This window comes from Dehalococcoidales bacterium, assembly GCA_041656115.1.
In the GTDB taxonomy this organism is placed as follows: Bacteria; Chloroflexota; Dehalococcoidia; order Dehalococcoidales; family UBA5627; genus UBA5627.
In genome coordinates this window covers 175,452-200,778 of record JBBAED010000002.1, presented here as the reverse complement: position 1 = coordinate 200,778, position 25,327 = coordinate 175,452, and the positions used below count along the sequence as shown (strand labels likewise).

The 25,327-nt window shown below is 44.1% G+C and carries 31 protein-coding genes and 2 tRNA genes; 16 read left to right on the top strand and 17 right to left on the bottom strand.

Going from position 1 to position 25,327, the window contains the following annotated elements:
- Positions 1-50: 50 nt before the first annotated feature.
- The 5 genes from WC958_02190 to WC958_02170 form a co-directional block, all read right to left on the bottom strand.
- Positions 51-515: a hypothetical protein gene (locus tag WC958_02190; protein MFA5629058.1), complete on the bottom strand. Its 465-nt coding sequence runs from the start codon at positions 513-515 to the stop codon at positions 51-53.
- An 88-nt stretch (positions 516-603) separates the two neighbouring features.
- Positions 604-1,245 carry a hypothetical protein gene (locus WC958_02185; GenBank protein MFA5629057.1) on the bottom strand — a complete coding sequence of 214 codons (642 nt, stop codon included), beginning with the start codon at positions 1,243-1,245 and terminating at the stop codon, positions 604-606.
- 36 nt (positions 1,246-1,281) lie between these two features.
- Positions 1,282-1,357, bottom strand: a tRNA-Arg gene (locus WC958_02180).
- A gap of 199 nt (positions 1,358-1,556) precedes the next feature.
- Positions 1,557-1,632 (bottom strand) — tRNA-His (locus WC958_02175).
- Positions 1,633-1,731: 99 nt separating this feature from the next.
- A complete protein-coding gene (locus WC958_02170; protein MFA5629056.1) occupies positions 1,732-2,016 on the bottom strand; it encodes a Smr/MutS family protein in 285 nt (94 codons plus the stop codon).
- 156 nt (positions 2,017-2,172) lie between these two features.
- Between WC958_02170 and WC958_02165 the strand changes: the two genes are divergently transcribed.
- Together WC958_02165 and WC958_02160 are read left to right on the top strand one after the other, a co-directional pair.
- Positions 2,173-2,397, top strand: coding sequence for an SHOCT domain-containing protein (locus WC958_02165; protein MFA5629055.1), 225 nt, complete (start codon positions 2,173-2,175; stop codon positions 2,395-2,397).
- A 15-nt stretch (positions 2,398-2,412) separates the two neighbouring features.
- The gene (locus WC958_02160) at positions 2,413-4,890 is read left to right on the top strand and encodes a heavy metal translocating P-type ATPase (GenBank protein MFA5629054.1); all 2,478 of its coding nucleotides are present in this window, start codon (positions 2,413-2,415) and stop codon (positions 4,888-4,890) included.
- On the opposite strand, the gene WC958_02155 is transcribed toward WC958_02160, so the two are convergent.
- The gene (locus WC958_02155) at positions 4,887-5,801 is read right to left on the bottom strand and encodes an FAD-dependent oxidoreductase (GenBank protein ID MFA5629053.1); all 915 of its coding nucleotides are present in this window, start codon (positions 5,799-5,801) and stop codon (positions 4,887-4,889) included. The genes WC958_02160 and WC958_02155 overlap by 4 nt on opposite strands.
- A gap of 128 nt (positions 5,802-5,929) precedes the next feature.
- Here WC958_02155 and WC958_02150 point away from each other — a divergent pair, with 128 nt between their 5' ends.
- From WC958_02150 to WC958_02130, 5 genes are all read left to right on the top strand, one after another.
- Positions 5,930-6,508: a Fe-Mn family superoxide dismutase gene (locus WC958_02150; GenBank protein MFA5629052.1), complete on the top strand. Its 579-nt coding sequence runs from the start codon at positions 5,930-5,932 to the stop codon at positions 6,506-6,508.
- Between the two features lie 92 nt (positions 6,509-6,600).
- Positions 6,601-6,741, top strand: coding sequence for a DUF5679 domain-containing protein (locus WC958_02145; GenBank protein MFA5629051.1), 141 nt, complete (start codon positions 6,601-6,603; stop codon positions 6,739-6,741).
- Between the two features lie 138 nt (positions 6,742-6,879).
- On the top strand, positions 6,880-7,518 hold the full coding sequence (nth, locus tag WC958_02140) for an endonuclease III (GenBank protein ID MFA5629050.1): 639 nt from the start codon (positions 6,880-6,882) through the stop codon (positions 7,516-7,518).
- Between the two features lie 101 nt (positions 7,519-7,619).
- A complete protein-coding gene (locus WC958_02135) occupies positions 7,620-8,795 on the top strand; it encodes a tubulin/FtsZ family protein (protein MFA5629049.1) in 1,176 nt (391 codons plus the stop codon).
- Positions 8,796-8,993: 198 nt separating this feature from the next.
- A complete protein-coding gene (locus WC958_02130; protein MFA5629048.1) occupies positions 8,994-9,707 on the top strand; it encodes a hypothetical protein in 714 nt (237 codons plus the stop codon).
- A 66-nt stretch (positions 9,708-9,773) separates the two neighbouring features.
- On the opposite strand, the gene WC958_02125 is transcribed toward WC958_02130, so the two are convergent.
- Both WC958_02125 and WC958_02120 read right to left on the bottom strand, forming a co-directional pair.
- Positions 9,774-9,944, bottom strand: a complete 171-nt coding sequence (locus WC958_02125) for a DpnD/PcfM family protein (protein MFA5629047.1) — start codon at positions 9,942-9,944, stop codon at positions 9,774-9,776.
- 15 nt (positions 9,945-9,959) lie between these two features.
- Positions 9,960-10,736 carry a DpnI domain-containing protein gene (locus tag WC958_02120; protein MFA5629046.1) on the bottom strand — a complete coding sequence of 259 codons (777 nt, stop codon included), beginning with the start codon at positions 10,734-10,736 and terminating at the stop codon, positions 9,960-9,962.
- A 159-nt stretch (positions 10,737-10,895) separates the two neighbouring features.
- Between WC958_02120 and WC958_02115 the strand changes: the two genes are divergently transcribed.
- Entirely contained in the window at positions 10,896-11,360 is a 465-nt protein-coding gene (locus WC958_02115) for a hypothetical protein (protein ID MFA5629045.1), read from the top strand.
- A gap of 3 nt (positions 11,361-11,363) precedes the next feature.
- Here WC958_02115 and WC958_02110 read toward each other — a convergent pair whose 3' ends face one another.
- Genes WC958_02110 through WC958_02100 form a run of 3 tightly spaced genes read right to left on the bottom strand, consistent with a single transcriptional unit; the run spans position 11,364 to position 12,984 of the window.
- Positions 11,364-11,759, bottom strand: coding sequence for a hypothetical protein (locus WC958_02110; GenBank protein ID MFA5629044.1), 396 nt, complete (start codon positions 11,757-11,759; stop codon positions 11,364-11,366).
- A 34-nt stretch (positions 11,760-11,793) separates the two neighbouring features.
- On the bottom strand, positions 11,794-12,261 hold the full coding sequence (locus WC958_02105) for a YbhB/YbcL family Raf kinase inhibitor-like protein (GenBank protein ID MFA5629043.1): 468 nt from the start codon (positions 12,259-12,261) through the stop codon (positions 11,794-11,796).
- Between the two features lie 24 nt (positions 12,262-12,285).
- The gene (locus tag WC958_02100; GenBank protein ID MFA5629042.1) at positions 12,286-12,984 is read right to left on the bottom strand and encodes an HAD family hydrolase; all 699 of its coding nucleotides are present in this window, start codon (positions 12,982-12,984) and stop codon (positions 12,286-12,288) included.
- A 156-nt stretch (positions 12,985-13,140) separates the two neighbouring features.
- Between WC958_02100 and lysA the strand changes: the two genes are divergently transcribed.
- Genes lysA through WC958_02080 form a run of 4 tightly spaced genes read left to right on the top strand, consistent with a single transcriptional unit; the run spans position 13,141 to position 16,779 of the window.
- Positions 13,141-14,451 carry a diaminopimelate decarboxylase gene (lysA, locus tag WC958_02095; GenBank protein ID MFA5629041.1) on the top strand — a complete coding sequence of 437 codons (1,311 nt, stop codon included), beginning with the start codon at positions 13,141-13,143 and terminating at the stop codon, positions 14,449-14,451.
- Between the two features lie 22 nt (positions 14,452-14,473).
- Positions 14,474-15,505 (top strand): DNA polymerase III subunit delta' C-terminal domain-containing protein, encoded by a 1,032-nt coding sequence (locus WC958_02090; GenBank protein MFA5629040.1) that lies wholly within the window; start codon positions 14,474-14,476, stop codon positions 15,503-15,505.
- A 5-nt stretch (positions 15,506-15,510) separates the two neighbouring features.
- Positions 15,511-16,554, top strand: a complete 1,044-nt coding sequence (locus WC958_02085; protein ID MFA5629039.1) for a stage 0 sporulation family protein — start codon at positions 15,511-15,513, stop codon at positions 16,552-16,554.
- Between the two features lie 51 nt (positions 16,555-16,605).
- The gene (locus tag WC958_02080) at positions 16,606-16,779 is read left to right on the top strand and encodes a hypothetical protein (protein ID MFA5629038.1); all 174 of its coding nucleotides are present in this window, start codon (positions 16,606-16,608) and stop codon (positions 16,777-16,779) included.
- A gap of 2 nt (positions 16,780-16,781) precedes the next feature.
- Here the strand turns inward: WC958_02080 and WC958_02075 are convergent, their stop codons facing one another.
- From WC958_02075 to trxB, 6 genes are all read right to left on the bottom strand, one after another.
- Complete coding sequence (locus tag WC958_02075) at positions 16,782-17,300, bottom strand: HNH endonuclease (protein MFA5629037.1); 519 nt, start codon at positions 17,298-17,300, stop codon at positions 16,782-16,784.
- A gap of 146 nt (positions 17,301-17,446) precedes the next feature.
- Positions 17,447-18,862 carry an ATP-binding protein gene (locus WC958_02070; GenBank protein ID MFA5629036.1) on the bottom strand — a complete coding sequence of 472 codons (1,416 nt, stop codon included), beginning with the start codon at positions 18,860-18,862 and terminating at the stop codon, positions 17,447-17,449.
- Positions 18,780-19,478, bottom strand: a complete 699-nt coding sequence (locus WC958_02065; GenBank protein MFA5629035.1) for a DnaD domain protein — start codon at positions 19,476-19,478, stop codon at positions 18,780-18,782. Before WC958_02065 ends, WC958_02070 begins: the two co-directional genes overlap by 83 nt.
- Position 19,479: 1 nt before the next feature.
- Positions 19,480-20,838 (bottom strand): replicative DNA helicase, encoded by a 1,359-nt coding sequence (gene dnaB, locus WC958_02060; GenBank protein MFA5629034.1) that lies wholly within the window; start codon positions 20,836-20,838, stop codon positions 19,480-19,482.
- A gap of 1 nt (position 20,839) precedes the next feature.
- A complete protein-coding gene (rplI, locus tag WC958_02055; protein ID MFA5629033.1) occupies positions 20,840-21,295 on the bottom strand; it encodes a 50S ribosomal protein L9 in 456 nt (151 codons plus the stop codon).
- Between the two features lie 44 nt (positions 21,296-21,339).
- Positions 21,340-22,275 carry a thioredoxin-disulfide reductase gene (trxB, locus tag WC958_02050; GenBank protein MFA5629032.1) on the bottom strand — a complete coding sequence of 312 codons (936 nt, stop codon included), beginning with the start codon at positions 22,273-22,275 and terminating at the stop codon, positions 21,340-21,342.
- Between the two features lie 330 nt (positions 22,276-22,605).
- Here trxB and WC958_02045 point away from each other — a divergent pair, with 330 nt between their 5' ends.
- The 4 genes from WC958_02045 (at position 22,606) to WC958_02030 (ending at position 25,325) form a co-directional block, all read left to right on the top strand.
- Positions 22,606-22,938, top strand: a complete 333-nt coding sequence (locus WC958_02045; protein ID MFA5629031.1) for a helix-turn-helix domain-containing protein — start codon at positions 22,606-22,608, stop codon at positions 22,936-22,938.
- 33 nt (positions 22,939-22,971) lie between these two features.
- Positions 22,972-23,451, top strand: a complete 480-nt coding sequence (locus tag WC958_02040) for a signal peptidase I (GenBank protein MFA5629030.1) — start codon at positions 22,972-22,974, stop codon at positions 23,449-23,451.
- Positions 23,452-23,704: 253 nt separating this feature from the next.
- Positions 23,705-24,364 carry a TasA family protein gene (locus tag WC958_02035; GenBank protein ID MFA5629029.1) on the top strand — a complete coding sequence of 220 codons (660 nt, stop codon included), beginning with the start codon at positions 23,705-23,707 and terminating at the stop codon, positions 24,362-24,364.
- 265 nt (positions 24,365-24,629) lie between these two features.
- Entirely contained in the window at positions 24,630-25,325 is a 696-nt protein-coding gene (locus WC958_02030) for a TasA family protein (GenBank protein MFA5629028.1), read from the top strand.
- Positions 25,326-25,327 lie beyond the last annotated feature (2 nt).

The following is a 25,327-nucleotide window of genomic DNA, read 5'->3' as shown; positions in this document are numbered from 1 at the left end:
ATTCGTGAATCTCTACGGTGTTATCCTCGCTCTCTCCCTTATCCCCCCAATCACCGAAACAGGTCAATAACTTCCCAAGCCACAATTGTCAGGAATGCGCTAAAGATAACCACACTTAAATTGTTTAAGGCGGGTTTTGCTTTGGGGTTAATGTGGATATAAAACAGGGCCGCTATTAAATAGATTGCTGCATTGGCGATAAAATAAATGGCGATATCTTCCTGCTTTGCGAAGGTCAGTAGGGCATTTGCCAAACCAAATGCAACCGCCAGAAACAAAATAAATTTACCGGCCGGTTTTAAGGTGAAATCTTCGGTGCTTTCTGAGTCCGGTTGTTCTTTATCTTTTGCTTTAGATGCGGTATCGGCTAAAAAGAAGGAAGCCAGCCCCAGTATCGCGGATGATAGTGCAACGGCGGTCAGCTGTACGGACAGCGTAAAAAAATAGAAAACCGGCGCCGCTATAATTCCGGCTACGGTTAAGGCAAGCCCTAAAACTTTGTAACGGTTTTTCAAAAACCGACCTCTTTAATTATCTTGCTGTTATAAAACGCCGAAGGCCTATCTTTTGGGGTAGGGTTCGGTGTTGTTTGTTGCGGTATAGCTATACCATGCGCGTTTCGTTATCCATCATCTCACCAAAGCGTGCCCCGCCGAAAAAGAGGTTCGTAAAGTAATTGCGGGCGATGGTATATCGTAAAAAGCCGAAATTCAATTTTTCTTTAAGCAAGGGTTCAATTTTTTCTTCAAAGTAGTTTTCAAAAATCAAAATTGGGATGGTATTTAACTTCCTGTTGTATTTTCTCATTTTGTTACTGGAAGACATTAAACGCGGCGCCAAATCGGTAACTACAGCGGCGGCGTCAACTTCCTTAAACCCGTTACGGGAAGGGTTGTCATAGAGGTATAAATGGCTTGTAAGCCCAAGCAAGAAGGTGCTTTGAATAATGCTGTCCGCTTCTTTTGATATGTTTAGCGGTAAGAGTATCTTGGATTGTTTTTTAAGTAAACGATTATAAAATCCGATTCTCCCCCTAATGTCGGGGAGTGCATTGCCTTCCAGGCTTGTCTCGCCCTGTAGTAACTTAATCAGGGATTTACATGCCTGCTGGATATTTTCGCAGGCAGTTGCGTTCGCTTTTTCCAAATTTTTAAATTCATCGGTGTCGAAGTAGTCGTCGGTTCTTGTTACAACCGAAACAATTGATTTGTACAACTCGGTAAGTTCCGTAAAATTATAAGTCATATTTTTTCTCTTTGCATTTGAAATTTGGTGTTTGAATGGCACGCCCGGGGGGATTCGAACCCACGACACCTGGTTCCGAAGACCAGTGCTCTATCCGCTGAGCTACGGGCGCATTATTGGGAATCAGTATTTAAATTGTTTAATAATCCGCTAATCTAACTTTTTTCATTCTCGACTATTATACTTTGCAATACGGGCAGCGTCAAAGTATTGACTTCATATTATAACTACGCAAATATTGTTAAAAACGGTCGGGTATTGGGTAAGTTGCGGTGATTTTAGGCGAGAAAAAAGACTAGCTAAAGAAGGGATGGGGTGAGTGGAGGGATTTGAACCCTCGATCTTCAGGGCCACAACCTGACGCCTTAACCACTAGGCCACACCCACCGCGGACACAACATTATAGCTTAAATCGCCGGTTACTTTCAATAACAGAAGAAAAGCCCGGCATTAGATTAAGTTAGCGCATTAAAAAAGCTGGCGGAACTACTTGCGATAAAGCTCTGCAATTGTAACCCCTTCTCCGCCCTCGTAGGATTCTCCCAGTCGATATAATTTCACCAGGGGATGGGTTTTTAATTTGCTGTGAACGGCGTTTCTAAGGGTTCCGCCCGTTTTTCCGTGGACAATTTTAATTACGATAGCGCCTGCCATAAAGGCATCATCTATAAATTCTTCAAGTTTTGGCATAGCTTCATCCAAGGTCATATGCCGGATGTAGCATTCGCCGTCTATTGGCGGTGCGGTATGTAAATGCCTTTTTTTACGCAATTAAGCCTCCACGCCGATGATTTTACACCATGTTCTGATTCGAAACAATGCTAAGTGCGTATTTTGCTTTAAAAATGCGCCAAATTTATATTTTGTTTGCGAACTCTTCCTTTGGGTTTTATAATTGTTATAAGGTCTTGTTTTGGGAGGGGAGAAATGGTTGGTAACGGAGTTATATTTTCAACAATATTTGTATATTGGGCGATGATTGTAGTTTTCTGGATTGGTATTATCGTTCTCGTTATTTGGGCGGTAGCTAAACTTATAAGATCCGGAAAATCCGTAAGCTCGAACAGCGCAATTGATATTGTTAAAGAAAGATATGCCAAGGGCGAGATAACCAAAGAGGAATACGAACAAATCAAAAAAGATATCGGATAATTTAAAGGTAAAAAAATGAATACGGAATCGCAAAAAAATAATTCGGCCGGGGCTGTAATTAAAATTAGCGGGATGTCCTGCGTTAATTGCGCAGCCAATTTGGAAAAGGCATTATCGAACTTACCCGGTGTATCGAATGCCTCGGTGAACTTTGCTTCGGAGAAAGCGATATTAAATTATGCCCCCGATAAGGTCAGTATTGCCGAAATTACCGATGTGATTACAAAATTGGGGTTTGTGTCGTCTGTCTCAAAAACAACCTTTTCGGTTAAAGGCATGTCGTGCGCTTCTTGCGTTGCGCGTGTTGAAAGGGCAATCAGCGCCGTTCCGGGCGTTATTTCCGCAAATGTAAACTTGGCAACCGGCCGGGCTACCGTTACGTATTTGGAAAATGTCCGTTTGGCGAATCTGAAAAAAGCTGTCAGGGATATCGGTTTTGAAGTTCCCGAAGAGCAGGAAAGCCCTGAAGACATCAGCAGTATCTCTAACCGCGAAACCAAAAGTTTAAGAAACACCTTAATCGGTGCGGCAATATTGGGTGTTGCTGTTTTGATTCTGAGTTTTCTGCCTTCTTTTACAGGTAAACCGTATTTGTTGTGGGCGCTTGCAACGCCGGTTCAGTTTTGGGCCGGAAAAAGGTTTTATCAGGGCGCCTGGGCCTCTTTAAAGCATAAATCCGCCGATATGAATACTTTGGTTGCGGTTGGCACATCGGCTGCCTATTTTTACAGTATGGCGGCGGTGCTGATACCTTCCGCCTTTATTAGCGGCGTAATTGAACCGAATCTTTATTTTGATACCTCGGCGATGATTATTGTTTTAATCCTTCTGGGGAGATTTTTAGAAGCAAGAGCCAAAGGCAGAACATCGGAGGCAATTAAAAAACTGATTAACCTAAAACCGAAAACCGCCGGCGTTATCCGCAACGGGCAAGAGCTGCAGATTCCGGTGGACGAAGTGCTTGTCGGCGATATAATTATAGTTCGCCCGGGGGAAAATATACCTGTTGACGGTATTATTACGGAAGGCTTTTCCACGATAGACGAATCAATTATTACCGGTGAAAGTATTCCCGTTGATAAAAAAGTCGGGGATGAAGTGGTCGGTGCATCCGTTAATCAAACCGGCAGTTTCCGTTTTCAAGCTACACGTGTGGGAGCCGATACCACCCTTTCTCAAATAGTTCGGCTTGTTGAGCAGGCGCAAGGCTCTAAAGCGCCGATTCAAAGGCTGGCGGATGTTATCGCAATGTATTTTGTGCCGGCGGTGATTTTAATTGCCACGGTTACATTTTTAATTTGGTTTATTGTCGGCCCGTCTCCGGCTTTGACTTATGCCATTTTAAACTTTGTGGCGGTATTAATAATTGCTTGCCCGTGTGCTTTGGGCTTGGCAACCCCGACTGCTATTATTGTCGGTACCGGTAAGGGCGCCGAGAACGGTATTTTAATTCGGGATGCGGAAAAATTGGAAAGGGCGCATAAAACTGACAGTGTTCTTCTGGATAAGACCGGAACGATAACATTGGGCCAACCGAAAGTTGCCGATATAATTACTTTAGAGGGCTTTTCGGAAGAGAACTTGATGCAACTGGCGGCCTCGGCGGAGACTAACTCAGAACATCCGCTTGCAAAAGCAATCGTCGGGAATGCCAAACAAAAAGGGACAGCGCTTTTATCGGTTGCGCAATTTAATGCAATCCCCGGGCACGGTATTGAGGCCGAAGTTGATGGAAAGCGAATCCTGGTCGGTAATATTAAACTCATGGAAGATAACGGAATTATTTCAGCCGAGCTTGAAAAAAGAGCCGCTATCTTTTGGGAAGAAGGTAAAACAACCATGTTTGTTGCCGTTGGCGGCAGCCCGGCAGGGGTGATTGCATTATCGGATACAATTAAACCGGGGGTTATTGAAGCGGTCAAGAAATTGCAATCGATGGGGATTGAAGTAACAATGCTTACCGGAGATAACCGCCGTGCGGCCGAAACCGTTGCGCGGCAAGTCGGGATTAAAAACGTGAAATACGAAATTCTTCCCGAACATAAAGCAGATGAAGTCGGTAAATTGCAAAAGCAGGGGAAAGTGGTTGCCATGGTTGGTGACGGAATCAATGACGCCCCGGCATTGGCGCAGGCCGATATCGGGATTGCCATCGGCACGGGAACCGATATTGCAATGGAAACAGGTGACATAACGCTAATGCACGGTGACTTAAGCGGGGTGGTTGGAGCGATTGAGCTAAGCAAACGAACGATGAGAACAATTAAACAGAATTTGTTTTGGGCGTTCGGCTACAACGTAATTCTGATACCGGTGGCGGCGGGTGTTTTGTATCTCTTTTTTGGTAACGGTACGGTACCGGCCGGTTTACAATTTGCCTTTGGGGAATACGGTTTCTTAAACCCGATACTGGCGGCGTTTGCGATGGCACTCAGTTCGCTTACGGTTGTATCCAACTCGTTGCGATTAAAAAATTACAAACTCAAACACTAATCCTTTAATTTTTGTAAATAACGGTGTGCTTGCAGTACGGTTTTAACGCCCTCGCCGACGGCAACGGCAATTTGTTTTTCGGGGGTATTGGTAACGTCTCCGGCGGCATACAGCCCGGCAATTTCGGTTGCTCCGACGCAATCAACAATAACTTCGCCGCATTCGTTTAACTTGGCGATATCGCCCAGCAGTTCCGAATTGGGGATAAGCCCGATTTCGATAAAAATACCTTCAACGTCCAGCTTTTTAATCTCCCGGGTATTAATGTCTTCAATCACTAAAGCATTAACAAACTTTTCGCCTTCAATGCTTTTAACCCTATGTTCAAGGTGCAGCGTTAACTGTTTTACATTGGCCAATTTATCGATTAAAACACTATCTGCGGATAATTGTGAAAGTGATATCAAATCAATATGGGAGACATATTTGGATAAATCCAAAGCGGCGCCGATGGCTGAATTTCCTCCGCCGATAACCGCCACTCTTTTTTCGGCAAAAATAGGTCCGTCGCAAGTTGCGCAGTAGGTGACGCCTTTACCTGTAAACTTTTCTTCTCCGGGAACATTTAACCTGTACGGTTTTTTGCCTGTGGCGTATATTAAAGTTTTGGTTTGATAGGTTTTTTCTTCATCGGTAATAACCGAAAAGCCGCTCTCCGCTTTTTGAATCTCAACGACCTTAACGCCGATTTTCTGCTCGATAGGGTAGGTAGCAAGTTGGGTGTTAAACTTTTCGATTAGCTCCGGTCCTTCAATAAAATGATAACCGATATAATTCTCAATGCCCCAGGTGGTATTGATTTGCCCGCCGATATTGGTACTGATTAATAAGGCGTTTAATTTTTTTCTGGCGGCATAAACACTTGCCGCTATCCCCGCCGGGCCTGCACCGATAATAATCGTATCATACATTTTAGAACCTCCCGATAATGCTTTACCATAAGATTATAACAGAAATTAAGCGGAAATTTACCCTTTTAATTAAAAATAAGAGCCTAAATGTATTATAATGGATAAGATTATACTTTAAGGAGGCCAATATGAATTACTCGGCAAACGATTACAGCGCTTTAATCGGAATGGAAGGTTTTAGCGAAACGCTTTTAAAAAACCACTTCACACTCTATCAGGGGTATGTCAATAACACCAATAAACTGATGCAGTTACTGGATAACATGTTAAATGAAGAAAAAGCCGCAACCCCCGAATATGCCGAACTAAAAAGGCGTATGGGTTTTGAATTTAACGGTATGCGTTTGCATGAATATTATTTTGATAATCTCGGCGGTAAAGATAAATACAGCGACTATCCAAAAGCGGTAAAAGCAATCGAAGAGGGATACGGCAGTTATGCGAACTGGGAGAAAGATTTTAAGGCTACCGGTGCGATGCGCGGTATCGGCTGGGTTATTTTATACCAAGACAACACCAGCGGCAGGCTTTTTAATCAATGGATAAACGAGCATGAAACCGGGCATTTTGCCGGTTGCAGCCCGATACTTGTTATGGATGTTTTTGAACATGCCTTTATCACTGATTACGGCTTGAAACGCATGGATTACATCGAAGCCTTTTTTAAAAATATTCGTTGGGAAGCTGTTGAAAAGAGATTAATCTAAAAAATTAGCTTCAAAATAACCCAAAAGCTATTGACAACAATCTATGCAAGGGTTATCCTAGCATTGAATCTAATAATAAAGGAGGCACCGATATGCAGGGATATTGCGTAAAATGCCGAGAAAAAAGAGAGATGAAAGATCCGAAAGCCATAACAATGAAGAATGGCAGACCGGCGACTCAAGGTGTTTGCCCCGTGTGCAACACCAAGATGTTTAAGATTGGTAAAGCCTAAGCTTATCCGTTTTCCTAATCAATAAGAATCAGTTTAAAAAACCTTAACATGCCCGAAAGACGCGGTTAACCGCTATCAGGTTTGCGAGTGTCCGGTAGGGTGTGTGGGTTTGTTTTTGAAAGCGAAACCGCACACTAAATGATAAACTCCGATAATGTCGATGAAATAATTTTGCGACTTAACAAACAGTATCCGCAGGCAGAGATTGCTTTGGACTTTTCTTCCCCTTTGGAGCTGTTAATCGCAACCATTCTTTCGGCACAATGTACCGATGCAGTCGTAAACAGGGTAACCTCTGCGCTGTTTAAAAAATATAAAACGATTGAAGATTATGTTTCGGCCGATATTTTCGAGTTTGAACAGGATATAAAACCAACCGGCTTTTATCGTAACAAAGCCAAAAACATTATTGCGTCCGCTAAAATTATCCTTGAACAATATAACGGCAACGTTCCTTCAAAAATGGAAGAGCTGGTTAACCTCCCCGGCGTTGCCCGCAAGACAGCCAATATTGTACTTTACAATGCCTTCGGAATAAGGGACGGAATAGCCGTTGATACCCACGTCAGGAGGCTTTCCCAAAGACTGGGATTAACCCAGAACAACGATCCGGTTAAGATTGAAAAAGACCTGATGCAAATGGTGCCACGTGAAATATGGGGTTCCTTTTCGTATCTGTTAATTGAGCACGGGCGTGCCGTTTGTATTGCCAGAAAACCGAAATGCGGTCTATGTGTTTTATCCGATTTGTGCCCTTATTTTGCAAGTATTCAATAATAGTTGATTTTGAGGCTAAATACTATTGCAAACCCCCTTGGTTATCCTATAATATAGGTATGCATTAAGGTTTCCGGGCTTCGGTTCAAAGGAGGCAAAAAATGAAATTAATTGTGATTGGATTGGGACAATGCGGCGGCAGAATTGCCGATGAATTTGCTCGTATGGGTAAGCGTGCCGTTGAGATGCGGAACATCGATGTAATTGTTGATGCCTTTGCGGTAAATACCAATACGGCGGATATGGCTACTGTCAGAACAATCAAGGCAGATCATCAACACAGAATTTTAATCGGTGTCGGGAAAACGCGAGGGCACGGTGTTGCCAAGTTAAATGAACTGGGCGCTGAAATTGCCAGAGCGGATGCCGATAAGATTATGGACGCTCTAAGAACCACCAAAGACCTTTACGAAGCCGATGCCTTTTTACTTGTCAGCTCAACTGCCGGCGGTACCGGTTCCGGCGCTATTCCGATTATCGCCAATGTGCTTAAAGAAAGATTTGTCGATAAGCCGGTTTATACAATTCTTGTTTTACCCTTTGAACACGAAGAAACTGCCGAAGAAATGGCAGTTTACAATACCGCTGTTTGTCTTAAATCAACTTATTCGATTGCCGATGCGGTAATCTTGGTCGATAACCAAAGATACATTAAAAAAGATTTCTCGCTCAAAAACAACATTTACGAAATCAACAGGCTCATTGTTGAGCCGTTCTTTGATTTGTTGTGTGCCGGCGAAGAAAAGAAATATAAACATATTGGCGCAAAGGTTATGGATGCCGGTGATATTATCCAAACCCTTTGCGGTTGGACAGCTATCGGTTACGGGGAGGTCAAACTGCCCTTAATCACTCTGCCGCGAGATTGGTCGGCGGATTTTAACAAAAGGGGAGAAAGGTCTCACAAGGGGTTACAGGCAATGGATGAGGCGGTCAAAGAACTTTCAATCGATTGCAACCCTCAAGAATCGGGGCGCGCCCTCTTTTTGATTTCCGCTCCCACCAAAGAAATGGATATGAACCTGATTAAAGAATTGGGGGATCATTTAAGAAGAATTGCCTCTCAGGCGATTATCAGGAGCGGCGATTACCCGCGAGAAAAGGGATTATTGGATGTAACCGTTATTCTTTCCGAGCTTTCGGATGTTGCTAAAGTTCGCAGCTATTACGTTAAAGCCTCCGAGCTTGCTCAATCGGTCAAAAAACGGGAAGGCGAAAGGGTTGTTAAAGAAAGCCTGGTAGAAGATGCCGGAAAAGATGTTCCGACACTGCTTTAGCGGCATGTTGTTATCCCTTTGCCCTTAATTTGATATTTATTTCTGCCTTGCGGGTATATCAAAACTCACCCGCAGGCAGCCCTTGTTCGAATCGTATTTCCTTTTTTGCTGTCTTTTTAACCCAAATTCCATTGCCAAAAAGTCCTTTTCACTTTACAATATAGAATGTAATACAAGATACGGAGGTTTGTTTTTGATATGGCAAAAGAAGAAGAGAAAAAAGAATCGCAAGATTTAGGTAAGATAGAAAAACCCGAGGCCGAAAAATTCCAAAAAGGCCGGAGGTTGATTTTTGCGCCGTTATTATTTGCCCCTTACGACGATGACCCCGAGTTTCAGAAGTTGCACAATAAATACTGGCAACAGGTAAAAGAGCAAATTGAAAACCTTGAGGGCAAACTGACGGGGGTTAGCCGTATTTATCACGAATATATTTGCACCGAGGGCGGAGAAGGTGTGGATGAGATTAAGCGCATGGATGCAGGCAGTTACGATATTATCAAGGGCTTGGTTGAAAAAGGCGCGGAACTGATGGCTGCGGAAAACTCGGAATTATTAAGCGAATTTATGGATTGGAACAAATGCCTTTCGGTTAGGTTATCCAGCCAAAAAGCGGCAACAAAAATCTACGGGTTTTACGAGGAATCCCTTAAAAGCAGGGAAGATTGGATCGAAAAAGCCGTCGATCTAACGTTGGGAGAAGATGAATTCGGGCTTTTAATAATGCGCGAGAACAACAAAATACAATTCCCGTCCAATGTCGAGGTTTTCTATGTAGCGCCTCCGAGTTTAGATGAAATTAAACGCTGGGTGCGTGATAAGAACGAAGCCGAACTTGCGGCTGAAGAGGCCGAAGAAGTAGAAAAAAAAGAGCAACAGCCGGCGGATAAAGAGACGGAAGAAAAAGAGTAAGAGTTTTGTGCTAATTCGGAAAAGCGGTGTCAGAAGTGATGCCGCTTTTTGTTTTAGAGTATGTTTTTATTCGTTAATAACATTAAAAGCAGTATCCATATAGTCTTCGGCTGAGAGAACTATTTCAGCATTATGATATTTTCCATAAATAATGTTCAAGGCTTCGCTTTCATCTTCGGCGTCTATTTCGATGGTACGACTTAAAGTCTCAATAATTTCAATATTAAACTTACTCACTTAATTAATCCCTTTTTATATGATTTTACGATATTTGCCATTACCCAGAAATTCTAAATAGCCCTTATCACGCAGTATTTGAAGCTGTTGGCGGATTTTTGCCTTTATATGATGATTGTCAGGATGTTTTAGTGCTAAGTGTGATTCAAAATCATAAATCTGCTGGAGCGAAAATGTATCACCATCAATAGAATTTGTATAATACAACACATCCAAAAGCCAGCCTCTGCTTTCTATGTCTTCGGTTGCCAGTGTGTTGGAACGTGAAACCAGTTCCAACACTTTTTCTTTAGAAATTATAGTATTGTCACGAACTATGTAAATACGCCCTTGTTCCGGAATACCGCCAATAAATATATTGCAACCGGTCCAACCGGCGCGTCGCGCATTGGATGATAATGGTTTGCGTTTTTCAATAATATCGGGCATGAAAAAGTGCTTGGGAATTAAGATGAGGTTTTCCAGCCTCAGTTCGTTTCGGTAATAGTTCATAAAAAGAAAATCGGGATTTGTATTACTTGTTATCCGTTGAATCATAGTATCATAAGCGCCGTTTACAAATCTGTCACCTATACGCCCGTTTTTACTTTTCAATTCAAAGATGTTATTACAACGAAGGCAATAAAAATCGGCTACGGCAGCGTTATTATCCGAGTGCTGGAGTTTTAGATTTCCGCATCTGGGACAATATAAGTTATCCAACACCCAACCCTCTGTTAAACGTCGAGCTTTTTGAGATTCGTTTTTATATCCTGCTGCCAGCGATTCTTTGAAGTTAAGGTTGATTCCCATTTAAATATCCTTACACATCCGGAAGAATTATATCATATAGTTATGCGAATTTTACCTTTAGTGAATATTTAGTATAAATCCCTATCTTTCTTCTTCTTTCAACGTTACAATTTATAGATAATGCTAATAAACGGACAAATTCAAAGGGGTAAAAACATCGTGAAAAAATGTCTTTTGATTCTGTTAAGTCTTCTCCTTTTATTGCCGCTCGGTTGTGCCGATAAACAATCCGCCGTGGAAATAAACTTTGCGGATTTAGCTGCCAACCCCCAAAATTATAACGGCAAAGAGATTGCAATTACAGGATATTGGTTTGACGGGTTTGAAATTGCCGTTTTAGCGGAAAAGTTGGAAGAAACCGATTTTCCGGCAGGGAATTTAAGGCCGGCAGGAATAAAGATTTGGATGGCAGGAGGGTTACCGGAAGATATTGGAACCAAACTGTATTTACAGGAAAATGATATTACCGGTTATCCGGCGCACTACGGAAAACTTAAACTAAGCGGTACGCTTGAATACGGAGAGGGGTACGGGCATCTTAACAGTTATGCGTATCGCTTAACGATCTATGAAGCTCAATGGCTTGAATGGTCACCGCATCCGGTATCAACAACAAGCCGATAAGCGCTACTTTTTCCAAATTAAGTATAACATCAAACTTCCGCCGCTTAATTCCGATATCAAAATCATAATTGCCATCGGTATGCTGATAGACAAGTTAGCTTCAGGTGAGGGAACAAAGCGATAAAAATGGATGACGCTAACAATAATAAGCGCGATCAGCACGACAGAAAAGAATATTTTAGACGGCAGTGTCTTTAATTTGTTGATTGCATCGGGGTTAAAGATAAAGTACAGCAAGGCAGCATAAAGCGCAACGGCTGCCGATATCAAAAGAACAATAATTATCCAAGTGCCGATGGCGTATGCAATTTGAGCCGCCCATATCAGCCGTAATACCAGCGCCGCTGTGACAGGTGTAACGGTAAGGACAATCCAGAATTTGATAAGTTTATTTTTCATATCGCCCGGAGCTCCAAGGGGTTGAAGGGCATTGCTATTTAGCTGTTCTTTGGTAAATACCGGTTAGCATTGCGGTTGCGATAGCACTGCTTTCTATCTCACTAATAACCTGTTTTCGGGTTGCCCCGGCTTCTATATTCAACATTTTGTCTAAAGCATACAGGTGGAATTGATAACGATGGGGTGGTCCGATGGGAGGGTAAGGTCCGTAATATCCGATTTTATTGGCGGTGTTTTTCCCTTGTAGCGCACCGTTTTCCAGATTGAGTTTTGTCGGTACGGCTTGCGGCAGTTCTTTGGTATCGGGCGGAAGATTAAAAAGTATCCAGTGCGTAAACAGACCGGTTGGGGCATCAGGGTCATCCATAATAATTGCAAGCGATACGGTACCATCCGGTACCCCTTTCCAAAACAGGGCAGGAGACACATTAGCGCCTTCACCGGTAAGGATTGCCGGCATGGTTTCGTTATTTTTAAAATCAGGGCTGGATATTGTTAACATAATAATCCACCTCCTTAAATATGATTACTGCAGCAAATCTAAGATTTGGTTTAAGCTGTTAATGCGCGGTTCTTTAATGTCGTCGTTTTTATAATAGTCTGCACGGTCGAGTAAAACGCCCTGCATTCCGACGCCCATTGCTCCCTGCACATCTATTTTATACTGGTCTCCGATAAACATTGTTCGGTCGGCATCCACTCCGGCCTTAATTACTGCCGCCTCGAATATTTTCGGGTGGGGCTTGGTTACGCCGACTTCCTGTGAAGTAACGATTATTTCCAATAAAGGAGCCAATTCCAGTTTTTCTAACATCGAGGTTATATCGACATCAACATTGGAAACAAGCCCGGTTATTAAGCCCTTGTCTTTGATTTTGGTTAGGGTCGGAATTACATCGTCATACAATTCCATTTCATATTTGAAATTCTTCATTTCATTTAGCATATTAACAATTAATTCTTTGGTGGGGGTAATCCCGGCTTCTTTTAAAAGGATGGTTTCATATTGCGCCCAGAGGTTTCTTTTTTCCTCTTCGTTGCGCTTTGCCATGGCAAGTTTGGCATTCTCGTCGTAAAAATACTCATCTGCGGCAATAACGGGAATCGAGAGCTGTTCGGGTTTGATATCAAAACCGAATTTAGCCAACGATTTTGCCTGGCTTTCTTCGCGGGAGGGGTTGTAGCAAATGAGGGTGTTGTACATGTCAAAAAATATAGCTTTCATTTGGCACTCCTTAATTCTAAGGCTATTTTAACCCATCAAAATTGGTCTGTAAAGTTTTGTACTGCACCAAATTTATATTTAGCGCCGGTAAAAAATTAATAAAAGCGGGCCTATTGCAAATTGACTTGAACTGTCTCGTATTGTTATCATTTAGATATGAATACACAGCGAATTGAGCTATTCCCGCTTAAAACAAAGGTGGATAGCGAAGGCCATTTAATAATCGGCGGGTGCGATACGGTTAAACTTACAAAAGAGTACGGCACTCCGCTATATGTTTTTGACGAAGAAACCCTGCGCGGTATGTGCCGTCTGTTTAAAGAAGAGTTTGGACAGAGGTACGAAGACACCAATATTGTATTTGCCGGCAAAGCGTTTCTCAACCGTGCGGTTGCTTCCGTGTTAAAAGAAGAAGGCATCGGCTTGGATGTTGTGTCCGCCGGTGAGTATTCAATTGCCGAGTCGGTCGGTTTCCCGAACGATATGATATATCTGCACGGTAACAATAAATCGATTGAAGAGTTAAAAACAGCGCTCCGCAATCGCTTTGCCCGTATTGTGGTTGACAGCTTTGATGAGCTTAAAATGTTGGCGAAACTGGCCGAAAAAATGGCCTATATCCCCGATATTCTTTTGAGGATTACCCCCGGAGTGGACGCCCATACCCATCAACACATTACCACCGGCGTTTCCGGAAGCAAGTTCGGTTTTCCGCTTTTTGATGCCGAAAAAGCGGTCGCAACGGCAATGTCCTTTGAAAGCTTAAACTTGGTGGGGTTGCATTGTCATATCGGGTCTTTGATTAACGAAACGCAGCCCTTTATTGATGCAATTGATGTTATGCTGGATTTTGCCGCTCAAATGGAAAGAAAATACGGTTTTGAGTTGGAAGAATTGGATATCGGCGGCGGCTTCCCTGTAAGATACACCGTTGATTCTCCGAACGTTAAAATCGGTGATTTTGCGGATGCGATAATATCTGCGCTGGTTAGTAAATGCAACGCGCTGGATTTACCGCTGCCTTCCTTAACAATTGAACCCGGGCGATCGATTGTGGCGCGTGCGGGGGTGGCTCTTTATCAGGTCGGGATGACTAAAGATATTTCCGGTCTAAAGCGTTATGTTTCAATTGACGGCGGTATGTCCGATAATATTCGCCCCGCTTTGTACCAAGCCGAATACGAGGCGGTACTGGCCAACAAGGCCGACGCCGAAGACACCGATTTATTTACGGTTGCCGGTAAGTTTTGCGAATCGAGTGATATCCTGATTCAAGAAATTAAGTTACCGCCCGTTACTTACGGCGATATCCTTGCCGTACCGGTTTGCGGAGCCTACTGTCTGCCGATGGCAAGTAACTACAATGCCTCGCTAAAACCGGCAATTGTAATGGTTAAAGAAGGGGCTGCACGTTTAATCCGCCAGCGTGATACCCTTCAAGATCTTATCCGAAAAGACCTGTTATAGATGTTTAGGCTCGGGGGTTAAAATGTGGAGAGTTGTCGGGCAAGATAAACTCTTGTCAATCCTTCAAAATAACATAAAAAAACGCAATTTGCCCCATGCTTTGCTGATTACAGGCCCCCCTTATGTCGGTAAAATGACGCTTGCCTCAGATATTGCACAGGCACTGAATTGCCAAGCGGAATCTCCTCCTTGCGGGGAATGCGAATCGTGCTTAAAAATACGTCAAAATCAGCATGCTGACGTTCAAATAACTTCACTTGAATCAACCGTGGTTGAAGAAGATGAAAAAACGCGTAAGGAAATCAGTATTGATGATATCCGTCAGATTCAGCGCTCGGCAAGCTTGCCCCCTTTTGAAGGTAAGCACAAGGTCTTTATAATCAAAGATGCCGAGTTGCTTTCAATCGAAGCCGCTAACTGTTTTCTAAAAACATTGGAAGAACCGGTAACTCAGCTGTTTTTTATTTTAGTGGCTCCCAATGCAAACCTTATTCCCGAAACGGTGGTATCGCGCTGTCGTGAAATTGCCTTAACACCGATTGCGCCGCCAATCATAGCGGAAAGATTGGTATCAGCTTGTGGCGTCGATAAAGATAAGGCTGTTTTGCTGAGCAGGCTTAGCAAAGGTTGTTTTGAATGGGCGTTAAAAGCGGCCGAAGACGCAGAGTTTTTAGCAAAGCATTATGAAACCAGAGATAAGGTGCTGGAACTAATCTCCGCCGGAATCCCTGAACGCTTCGACTATGCTTTCAGCTTATCAACTAAATTCGGCAAAGAAAGAGCCCTTGTTTATGATATACTGGAGGAGTGGATTTGCGCATGGCGGGATATCCTTTTGGTAAAAACAGGTTTAGCGGATACGGTTGTTAATATTGATGCGCTTGATAACTTGCAGCGCCTTAGCGACCGGGTTACCGTTTGCGATATCAGAAATGCGATTCAAACAATAAAAGAAACCAAAGATAAACTCAGTTTTAATGCCAATGCGAGGTTGGCTTTGGAAGTAATGATGCTGGATATCCCTGTTATTACAGAGGGTATTGTTAAGAGGTAAGCCTAATGGACGAAAACGAAGAATTAAGCGCGGAAATAACCGGCGACGATTCAGCCGATAAAGATTCAAATTCGGAACAAAAAGAAATTGCCGCAGAAACAAGAGAAGATATTCCCCAAGAACCGGCGGAGGAACAGCCCGAGCAAAACGAAACCCTAACCGTTGATGTTGTTGGGGTTCGTTTCAAAAAAGCGGGTAAGGTTTACTCGTTTGACCCCTCCGGTTTTGAGCTTAAATTGGGTGACAACGTTATAGTTGAAACGGCGCGCGGGATGGAAGTCGGGCAGGTGGCGCGTACGGTTGTTAAAGCCTTCGATAACATGATTACCAAGCCGTTAAAATCGGTGGTGCGGATGGCAACGGAAGAAGATTTAATAAGCGCTGCCAAGTTAGAGGAAAAAGAAGACGAAGCCTTAATGGAGTGCGGTGAAATTGTAAAACGCATGAATTTGCCGATGAAACTGATTTCAGCCGAATATAACTTGGAAGGTAATCACCTTACAATCTTTTTCGGGTCCGAGGGCAGGGTTGATTTCCGCGAACTGGTGCGCGAACTGAGCCACAAACTAAAAACGCGGGTTGAAATGAGGCAAGTCGGGCCGCGTGACGAAGCGAAACTAATCGGCGGTTACGGCAGGTGCGGGCGTCCCCTTTGCTGTGCAACGTTTCTAAACGAGTTCAATCCTGTTTCAATTAAGATGGCCAAGGAGCAAAACCTACCGTTAAACCCGATGAAGATTTCGGGAACTTGCGGTCGGTTGCTCTGCTGTTTGGGCTATGAATTTGAACAATACCGCGATATGAAAAAGGAACTCCCCAGAAACGGCGAAAACATTCAAACGCAGATGGGGAATGCGCTTGTTAATACGGTTGTTGTCGGCAGTAACCCGATTAAAGGTACTGTTTTATTGGAAACGGAAACCGGCGCTCGAATTGAAAAGACATTAAAAGAACTGCAAACGGAAAAAGAAGCAAAAGAAGTAAAAGAAACACCGAAAGAACAAGATCAAAGGCGCCGCCGCCGCAAACAAAATAAACCCAAATCTTAATAAGTAAGAGGGGCTAAAAACCCCTCTTTTTAGTTTAGGGGTATGCAGGTAATGGAATACAAAGAAGCGGTGGCAATATTAACCAAACTTGTCGAGAAACATACCTTTGAAAGCGCCGAAAAAGAGGCGTTAATGCTTGCTATCGGTGTTTTAAGCTGGGGCAAGGTTTACGAAAGCAGGCTGAAAGCTCAAAAAGAAAAGCGCGACCAAAGCGCCGAATGGTAGCATTACAAGTTATAAGGCGCCAAATACTTATCCCATTCCTTGGTATGCGCAACGTAGCGGTGCGGCAGGTAGAACGGCAAGTTTCTTTGCGGTATTTGCGGAATCGAAAGCAGTTTCATACGGGCTTGCTCCGGTGTTCTGCCGGCTTTATGCAAATTACAGGGCACGCAGGCGGTGGTGGTGTTCTCCCAAGTATGCAAACCCCCTCGCGAACGCGGAATAACGTGGTCAATCGTTAGTTGTTTTTCGGCTTTACCGCAATATTGGCAAATATAGTTATCGCGATGAAAAACCCCGAAGCGGGTCAATTTATGCTCGGGGCGGCGTGTTCTTTTAACGAAGAAGTCCAGTTTAATTACTGTCGGTATCGGGAAGATATTGTAAACCGAACGGACATAACCTTTCCCGTTCTCAAGCATTTCCGCCTTCCCTTCAATCATCAATACGATGGCTCGGCGGGCATGGCAAATGCTTAAGGGTTCGTAACTCTGATTAAGTACCAATACCGGACTATTATGCATAGCTTATGGCTCACAATACTTAAAACTACTTTATTGTATCGAAAAAAACGGCGGGCTGGCAAGTTTTACTTGTTAAATACCCGCAATTTTCATATTTTCAAACCCTCTTTTTGGCTGAACGCTTACCCTTTTATCAACGGCCTCGACTACCCTTTTTTGGTTCGGGGATAGGTTTTTGCATACCTTTTGGTTTGGGGTTGCGCCGGCGCGCTGTCACCCCTGTAATCGGGGGCTTCGATCGCAAAAGTAATACTGATTTTCGGGTCGATAAAGCGCGAACGAATCGGGCTGTCGATTTCATCAAGCGAACAGCGCGTGGTAATAATTGTTGCCAGCCGCGCATTATAACGCGAGTTAATTACCTGATAAAGCTTCTCGCGTGCCCAGGCGGTTGCGGCTTGCTCACCGAAATCGTCCAGTACAAGCAGGGGCGTTGTTTTTACCTTTTCGAAAAGCTGGTCGTACGAAACCTTGCTGTCGGGGTTAAATGCCGAGCGCAGGTGATCCAAGAATTCAGGCACGAAAATAAAAAGGGCCTTACTGCCGGCTTCGTACCTGTAATTAACGATTGCCGAGGCCAAATGCGTTTTGCCGCAGCCGGTAACTCCCTGCAAAACAAGCCAGCCGTCGGGTGATTTGGCATACTCAAGCGCCAGCCTGTAAACACGTTCCAAATTCTCTCTTTGGGAGAGCGGCAAGTTAACCCTTTTCCAATCAAAATTAGCAAAAGTCATCTGTTTTTGCAGTTCCAAACCCTCGCCCCAACCGGCGTCGTTTGTTTCGCCGTTTTGCTCTTCAATATAAAAGACCTTGCTTAAACGCGGGTCGGTGATGCGGTTTATAATTCGGTCACCCAGCTGTTGTATCGGTGGGGTGGCGGTAATAACGGTCGGCAGTTCGTGGTTAAAGCGATGGTTTAAAAGCTGGTCGAGTTTTTCTTTGGCCCAAGCCTTATCGGAATGGGTGCTTAAATCATCAAGTATCAGTAACGGCGTATTGCGTACCTGTTCAAAGAGTTTATCGTAAGTCAGCTCGCTTTCGGGGCTAAAAGCCGAACGCAAATGATCCAATAAGTCGGCGGCGGTAATATAAAAAACGGGGTGTCCTTTGCTAATCCGCTCGCCGGCGATTGCCGCCGCGATATGGGTTTTACCGGAACTGCTCGGGCCGATAAAAATAAGCCAGCCGTCGGGGTTAGCGGCAAACTCCTTGGCGCCGTTATAGGCGGCTTCGAATTTGCGCTGTCCGGTCGGCGCGCCGCTTCTGCCTTGCGGAATCAAATTGGCAAAGGTCAGCCTTTTTAACGAGCCGATATTGCTGTATTTTTCAAGCACAACCTGGCGTTGTTTGTTGCTTTTTTGGTATAAGCATTCGCACGGAACTGCCTGTGTATAATCCGGCTTACCGGTTGCCAACAGGGGATAAACGAACCCGGCGCCTTGGCAGACGGCACAACCGGAAGATACGGAAAGCTCTTCTTCAGCGTTGGACGTAACGTCCGTACTTGCCGCCGGTGTATTTTTGGGGGTCGTCTTTTTGAATATCTCGCCGATATGCTCCATCACTCCTACCTTCTTTAGCCCAGCGTTCCAATATCGCTACAATGTAACTCAATTTGCGGGCGTTTTGTTTCACCGCTTCCTTAATGGCGTCCGCAATCCAATCTTCGGGGAATATTTTAATAATATCCTTTAATTCCTCGGCAACCATCGGTGTTAACATCCCGATATTTTCTTCGTATAACCCGAAAACATTAATATCTTCGGGAATATTAACCGCTGCGGTTTCCGCCGCCGCAATCCCTTTTATCTTGATTACGCCGCTTTTTATTTTCCCGGCTGCCTGTCTGTTAGCCTCGGTGTTTAATAAATAAAGCGCGCCCTTGTCGGTTTCCAGTTCCAAAATCGTTTGGCGTGCCACCGCTTTTTGCAACGCCTCTTTCAGCCCGTCCGCCGGTACTTCTCTTTCTTTGAAATTACTGATTAAACTCGCATTTGCCGCCAGTTCGCTAAAAGCAACATACTGCGGAAACCCTTTTTTAGCGTAAAGCGCTTCAATAACATGCAAGGTTACCTTTAGCTCACCGATATCGTCAATTTGCGGTAACAGGTTGTTAATAAAGGCGTTCGGAACGGGGGTAAAGCTCATTTTAGCCGGAAACCCGCTAAAAGCCTTCATTTTAATCCACTCCGGCGGTTGTTAAATTATCAAACTTGGTGAGCCTGTTAATAAAGCGTACCTTAGTATTACCGGTCGGGCCGTTTCTGTTTTTGGCAACAATAATATCGGCGATACCGCGCGGGTATTCTTCGTCGGGGTGCGCCGCCCGCCAATCTTCTTCGTTGCGGAAAATCATTTCTTCGCGGCTTACAAAAATAACAACATCGGCATCCTGTTCGATACTGCCGCTGTCTCTTAAGTCCGAAAGCATCGGCTCGTGTTTGTCGCGCTTTTCAATCGCACGGCTAAGCTGGGAAACCGCCAGCACCGGCACGTCAAGCTCGCGCGCTAAGGCCTTTAACGAACGCGAAATCAGGCTGATTTCCTGAACGCGGTTATTGTTATGGGTATCACCCTGCAAAAGCTGTAAATAGTCAACGACAATCAAGTCAATCTTACGTTCAAAGTTTAAGCGGCTGGCCTTACTGCGCATTTCGGTCACCTGTACTTGCGGCGAATCGTCAATAAAAATAGAAGCCTCGGATAAAACACCGATTGCTTCCATTACCTTGCGTTCCTCTTCCTCGGTATTTAAGGTCAGTTTCAAGCGGTTGGCGTTAATGCCCGTTTCGCCCGAAAGCAGCCTTTGCGCCAGAGCGTCCTTAGACATTTCAAGGCTGAAAATTGCGACACAAGCCCCCTGATCCACGGCGGCGTTACGCGCAATATTTAACGCCAGGCTTGTTTTACCGACGCTGGGGCGGGCAGCCAGAATTATCATTTCGGAACGTTTAAAACCGCCCAACAAATCATCCAATCCGTGCAGCCCCGTAAATATTTGCGGGATAGCGACGCCCTCGCTGGGGGCGGGCGGCGGTTCAAAATAGCCGTCAAGTATATTTTTAATATGCACAAAGTCGAGCATATGCTCTTGGCGCAGTTGAAACAGCAAGTCCTCGGCTTTGTTTAAGGAAACATTCACATCGGGGCCGGCGTCATAGCCGATTTTAGAGATACTGTCGGCAGCTATAATCAGTTGCCGCATTATCGAAAGGCGGTAGACAATGCGCCCGTAGTGTTCGATATCAAGCGAAGTCGGCACAATCGAAACCAGGCGGCTCAGATAGGCCGCCCCGCCGCTCTTCTCCAGCCGCCCCTCGCGCTCCAGCTCCTGCGCAACGGTGATTTGGTTAATTGCTTCGTCGCGCCTGTAAAGCGTTAAACACGCCTGATAAATCCAGCGGTTAGGCTCGGAGTAAAAGTCCTTCGGCTTTAGAAAAACAATTGTTTCGTGAATAGCGCTCCCATCGATTAACAGCGAACCGTTAACGGCTTCTTCGGCGTCTATATCATATGGCGGTAAGCGCTCAGCCGACAATTCAGTTTTCCTCCAGGCTTCGAACCGTTATTTTCAATTTAGCATTGATATCTTTGTAAAGTTTAACAATAACCTCAAAAGCGCCCAGCTCGCGAATCGGTTCGGGCAGCTCGATTTTACGTCTGTCAACAATAATTCCGGCGGAGCCTTCGAGTTCTTTGGCAATATCGGCGGCGGTAATTGAGCCGAAAAGACGCCCGTTGGCGCCGGTTTTGGCTTTTAAAACCAGGTTCGCTTTTTCGATTTGCTCTGCCGTTTGCTTAAACTCGGCTTCCATTTGCGCCTGCTTTTTCTGTTGGGCTTTGGCTTGTTTGGCAAGCTCCGCTTTAACGTTTTCGGTTGCCGGTACCGCCAGCTTATTCGGTATCAGGTAATTTCTGGCATACCCGTCGGCAACCTCTTTAACATCTCCCGCTTTGGCAACGCCCGCAACATTCTTTAAAAAAACTACATTCATCTCTCTTGTCCTTTAACAAAAATACTCGCTTATATTATACTGCATTAAGGTTGCGGATTAAACCGATTTTCAACATAATCTCCGGCAGAAATTGCGGCAACCGCCCCGTCACCGGCAGCGGAGACCACTTGGCGGATTGAGTTTGCGCGGATATCACCGGCGGCATAAATTCCCGGCACCCCGGTTTCCATTCGGTCGTTAACAATCACCGAGCCCCTCTCGTTTAAGGTTACAATATCTTTTAAGTAGTCGGTACTCGGAACAAGCCCGATCGAAACAAAAACCCCGTCAACGTTAATTAAAGATTCCTCGCCGGTTTTGGTATCGGCAAGCCTGATTTGCTTTACAAACATTTCGCCGCTAACCTCTTTAATAACGCCGTTCCAAATAATTTCAATCTTCGGTTCGGCAAAAACTTTATCCTGAACCACCGGCGTTGCCCTAAACTCATCGCGGCGGTGGATTAAAAAGACTTTAGATGCAAACTTGGCCATATGCAATGCTTCGTACAGAGCGGCGTTGCCGCCCCCCACCACCGCCACCGTTTTATCGCGGAAAAAAGGTCCGTCGCAAGTGGCGCAGTACGAAACGCCCTTACCGCTGAATTCATTTTCGCCGACGGCATTCATTTTGCGTCTTTCAGAACCGCCGGTAATAATAAGCGCCTTGGCGGAATAATCGCCGCCTGATGTTTTAACCGTTTTAATATTGTCTTTAATGGTTACCGCTGTTACGCCGTCGTTTACGACTTCCGTTCCGTAAAGCAGGGCTTGTTCGTGCATCAGGTTGGTTAAATCCATACCGCTGATGCCTTGCGGAAAACCGGGGTAGTTATCGATTTTTTCGGTTTCGTTGGTAATTCCGCCGATTAGCCCCTTTTCAATTAAGAGGGTCGAATGTTTGTTGCGTGAGGCGTAAAGTCCGGCGGTCAGACCGGCGGGCCCTCCGCCGATAATAATAATATCGTACAGCTTACTCATAATAGGGTACTCCTTAACCTAAAATTTTAACCTTAAAAAAGTAATTATTCTTAATATAGATATTACCAATCATCGCACTCTGTGGCAAATTAAAAATATTTTCCGCAATTTCTAAAAAGTTTTTTAGCGGCAGGGGGTATTTTATCACCGGTTCATATAGTACTATCGCTAAATTAGGCACAAAACAGGGCTTTTAGGCATAGTATTAAAGCACTTGACAAATAAAAAAAATAGTACTATAGTAATAGAAGTAAATTACCAGTACCGAAATGCAAGTAACAAAATTAGGGCATTAGAAGTGCGGTAATACTAAAGGAAGGGTATAAGCAAATGAGTATGGATAACAGGAATTGGTCTTTTTTAACCAGTCACGGTGTTGTGTTTGCTTACATTGCGCAAAATCCGCGGAGTACGATGCAGAAAATTGCCGAGGTAACCGATTTAAGCATCAGGGGCGTCAGTATTATTATTGATAACCTTGCCAAATCCGGTTTCCTAACGAAAGTTAAAGAAGGCAGATGCAATTATTACATCGTCCATCCCGAAGCCACCATGCGTGAGGATGTTATCGGAGAGGTCACAATCGGGCAAATGCTTAAGGCTTACAACTGCGAGGTTGAAGAGGTTGAAAACAACGGGTTGCCTTGTTGCAACGGGAACTGATTAAAAAAAAGTAATTTAAACATTTTGAGTGTTATGAAAATATTTACATGGATTATTTCTATAATTTTGGCACTAACGGTAACCGGATTAGCTTTTATCTATTTTTCACCTAACCATAATATGTATATGGTTAAGAGTGAGAGTATGGTTCCCGCCCTTAATTTGGGTGATGTTATTGTTACCGGCCCCGTAGGCGGGTTCTTATCCGGCGGTGTCGGACCCGGTTCAATAGTTACCTACAGGCACGGGAGCGAGCTTGTTACCCATCGCGTGGTTTCCGTCGAGGACGGCGCTTACACCATCAAGGGCGATGCGGTTAAAGACAGCGAAACGATTGTCGGTTCTCAGATTGTCGGTGCCTATATTTTCAAAATACCCAAACTGGGCTATCTCGTTAACTTTATGCGCACAAAGCTCGGTTGGTACTTAGTGGTGATTGTTCCCGCAATTATATTTGTCGGTTTGATATTTAGAGAGATCGTTAAGGAGGTAATGCATAAAACAACAGCTTAGATTTAAATTACCTCTGAACGAGGCAGGCACGGCAGCTTTAACATGTTATGAATTTGAGGAAGCTGCCCTTAAAAAGCAAACAAGAAAATTTAGCGATATCAAGGAGGGAGGGGGCTTATAGAGGAAGACAGAATAATGAAGATGAAAATGAAAAAGGAAACAAATTAAAAAGAAACTACAAACGGTTAACAATTTAGAAAACAAGAATTAAAAAAAAAATTAAAAATTAAAAAAATAAAAAAGGGAGAAAGAAATGAAAAAGATTTTTAGTTTATCAATTACAGCTTTAATGATTATCGGTTTGGTAATCGGCGGCACCTGGGCATACTTTAGCGATGCAGAAACAAGCACGGATAACATATTTACTGCCGGTATTTTAGACCTCAAGTTAAAGGATGGCTTAGGCGATTTTGTGGACGGCGGTGTAACTGGCAGTTTCGGGGGCGATGATTTGGCACCCGGAGATATAAAGGATGGAACTGTAACCCTTAAAAACGCCGGCAACGTTGATGGCGCGAGTGTTGATATTAAATTTGAGGTCGACTACACCAACGAAGATGATTACGATTATCTTGGTATCGACAAAACAGATATTGACGCGGCGACTTGGCTTGAGATTACGAAATTAACCTATGGTGCTGTTGACTTGCTTGATAAAGATTCTGGCGCATTCGTTAACCTCGATATAAAAGCAGCAGATGTTGCTGGAAATAATGATGGCAAAATTACAATGGACGAACTGAATGGAGTAATTATTAAAGGTCTCGCCGGTATAGACAAAGGTGATGAAAAAGATTTTTACATCGAAGTCTCAATACCCACTGCTACCGGTAACGGTATTCAGGGTGACGTAGTTGACGTAACAGTTACCTTTGGCTTATTCCAGAATTCCGGTCAGCACTTGGATGACTAATTAACAAAACATTTGGACTTTTAAAACTTGCTTAAAGTTAATTCTTTAAAGCTTAAAAGATTAGCCGTTTAGAATCACTGCCCCCCTTGTAATCGAACCCGAAAACAAGGGGGGTAGTAGGTGGCAGGCTGCGGTTTGCCAAAACGGCAGGTTAAAAACACTTAACAGGTTTATAGTGCCGGGTTACTTTAACCAAAGGTAAAAATAACAGTAGTAACACTTAGTGGCACAAGGTAAACAAAAGGAAATTAAAAGGTATCATTAAATGAGCAACAAAACATTGGGCTTAATCTTAGGAATCATACTGGCCCTATGCTTGTTAGTAGGCATAGTAGGGGGAACGTATGCCTATTTCAGAGATACCGAAACCTCAACCGGTAACGAGCTTACCGCCGGCACTTTGGATTTAATCTCCACAGCATCCGGCTCGTACTCGGGCGATGCCTCAGACTATACCGTTACAGCCGGTGGCAACGGTATCAACGGCAAGGTCGTTTTTGATTGCATTTTACCCGGCGAAACAGGTACTATTAAGTGGGTGCTTTCCAATAACGGTAATATACCGGGCAAATTAACAATTGATAGTCTCCTAACCTTCGATGAAGGCGAAGTTACCGAACCGGAAGAAAAAACCGGCGTTAACGATCATAACGGCGACGACACGGGTGATTTGGATATCTTCTTAAAGGTAACCCTTCAGCGCGGTGCGGGAGCGACACAAGCGGCAGCCGAATCTAACTTTACTTATATCTTGGGCTCAAACGGCAATCCGGTCGCAATCAGCGGCCTGGAGGCTGTACTGGATGCTCAAAACCTGACAATGGATGCCAAAGACGGCACAAACGATACTGTCGTTTATTTGCTGACTTGGTCTTTGCCGAACGATACCAATATCAACGCAGTGCAGGGTGATAGCGCGCAGATTGATATTACCTTTATATTGGAACAAATAATCAATTAGGA

Bases quoted from the DNA above. Each gene is read 5' to 3' on its own strand.
- WC958_02155 (MFA5629053.1), bottom strand. From the start codon at position 5,801: ATGTATGATACGATTATTATCGGTGCAGGCCCGGCGGGGATAGCGGCA.
- WC958_02110 (MFA5629044.1), bottom strand. From the start codon at position 11,759: ATGAAAAATAAACTTATCAAATTCTGGATTGTCCTTACCGTTACACCT.
- WC958_02065 (MFA5629035.1), bottom strand. From the start codon at position 19,478: ATGAAGGCTTTTAGCGGGTTTCCGGCTAAAATGAGCTTTACCCCCGTT.
- WC958_02070 (MFA5629036.1), bottom strand. From the start codon at position 18,862: ATGGAGCATATCGGCGAGATATTCAAAAAGACGACCCCCAAAAATACA.
- trxB (MFA5629032.1), bottom strand. From the start codon at position 22,275: ATGAGTAAGCTGTACGATATTATTATTATCGGCGGAGGGCCCGCCGGT.
- lysA (MFA5629041.1), top strand. From the start codon at position 13,141: ATGAATACACAGCGAATTGAGCTATTCCCGCTTAAAACAAAGGTGGAT.
- WC958_02075 (MFA5629037.1), bottom strand. From the start codon at position 17,300: ATGCATAATAGTCCGGTATTGGTACTTAATCAGAGTTACGAACCCTTA.
- WC958_02100 (MFA5629042.1), bottom strand. From the start codon at position 12,984: ATGAAAGCTATATTTTTTGACATGTACAACACCCTCATTTGCTACAAC.
- WC958_02030 (MFA5629028.1), top strand. From the start codon at position 24,630: ATGAGCAACAAAACATTGGGCTTAATCTTAGGAATCATACTGGCCCTA.
- WC958_02045 (MFA5629031.1), top strand. From the start codon at position 22,606: ATGAGTATGGATAACAGGAATTGGTCTTTTTTAACCAGTCACGGTGTT.
- nth (MFA5629050.1), top strand. From the start codon at position 6,880: ATGATAAACTCCGATAATGTCGATGAAATAATTTTGCGACTTAACAAA.
- WC958_02090 (MFA5629040.1), top strand. From the start codon at position 14,474: ATGTGGAGAGTTGTCGGGCAAGATAAACTCTTGTCAATCCTTCAAAAT.
- WC958_02105 (MFA5629043.1), bottom strand. From the start codon at position 12,261: ATGTTAACAATATCCAGCCCTGATTTTAAAAATAACGAAACCATGCCG.
- WC958_02130 (MFA5629048.1), top strand. From the start codon at position 8,994: ATGGCAAAAGAAGAAGAGAAAAAAGAATCGCAAGATTTAGGTAAGATA.
- WC958_02160 (MFA5629054.1), top strand. From the start codon at position 2,413: ATGAATACGGAATCGCAAAAAAATAATTCGGCCGGGGCTGTAATTAAA.
- WC958_02185 (MFA5629057.1), bottom strand. From the start codon at position 1,245: ATGACTTATAATTTTACGGAACTTACCGAGTTGTACAAATCAATTGTT.
- WC958_02165 (MFA5629055.1), top strand. From the start codon at position 2,173: ATGGTTGGTAACGGAGTTATATTTTCAACAATATTTGTATATTGGGCG.
- WC958_02040 (MFA5629030.1), top strand. From the start codon at position 22,972: ATGAAAATATTTACATGGATTATTTCTATAATTTTGGCACTAACGGTA.
- WC958_02150 (MFA5629052.1), top strand. From the start codon at position 5,930: ATGAATTACTCGGCAAACGATTACAGCGCTTTAATCGGAATGGAAGGT.
- WC958_02085 (MFA5629039.1), top strand. From the start codon at position 15,511: ATGGACGAAAACGAAGAATTAAGCGCGGAAATAACCGGCGACGATTCA.
- WC958_02145 (MFA5629051.1), top strand. From the start codon at position 6,601: ATGCAGGGATATTGCGTAAAATGCCGAGAAAAAAGAGAGATGAAAGAT.
- WC958_02080 (MFA5629038.1), top strand. From the start codon at position 16,606: ATGGAATACAAAGAAGCGGTGGCAATATTAACCAAACTTGTCGAGAAA.
- rplI (MFA5629033.1), bottom strand. From the start codon at position 21,295: ATGAATGTAGTTTTTTTAAAGAATGTTGCGGGCGTTGCCAAAGCGGGA.
- WC958_02035 (MFA5629029.1), top strand. From the start codon at position 23,705: ATGAAAAAGATTTTTAGTTTATCAATTACAGCTTTAATGATTATCGGT.
- WC958_02120 (MFA5629046.1), bottom strand. From the start codon at position 10,736: ATGGGAATCAACCTTAACTTCAAAGAATCGCTGGCAGCAGGATATAAA.
- WC958_02135 (MFA5629049.1), top strand. From the start codon at position 7,620: ATGAAATTAATTGTGATTGGATTGGGACAATGCGGCGGCAGAATTGCC.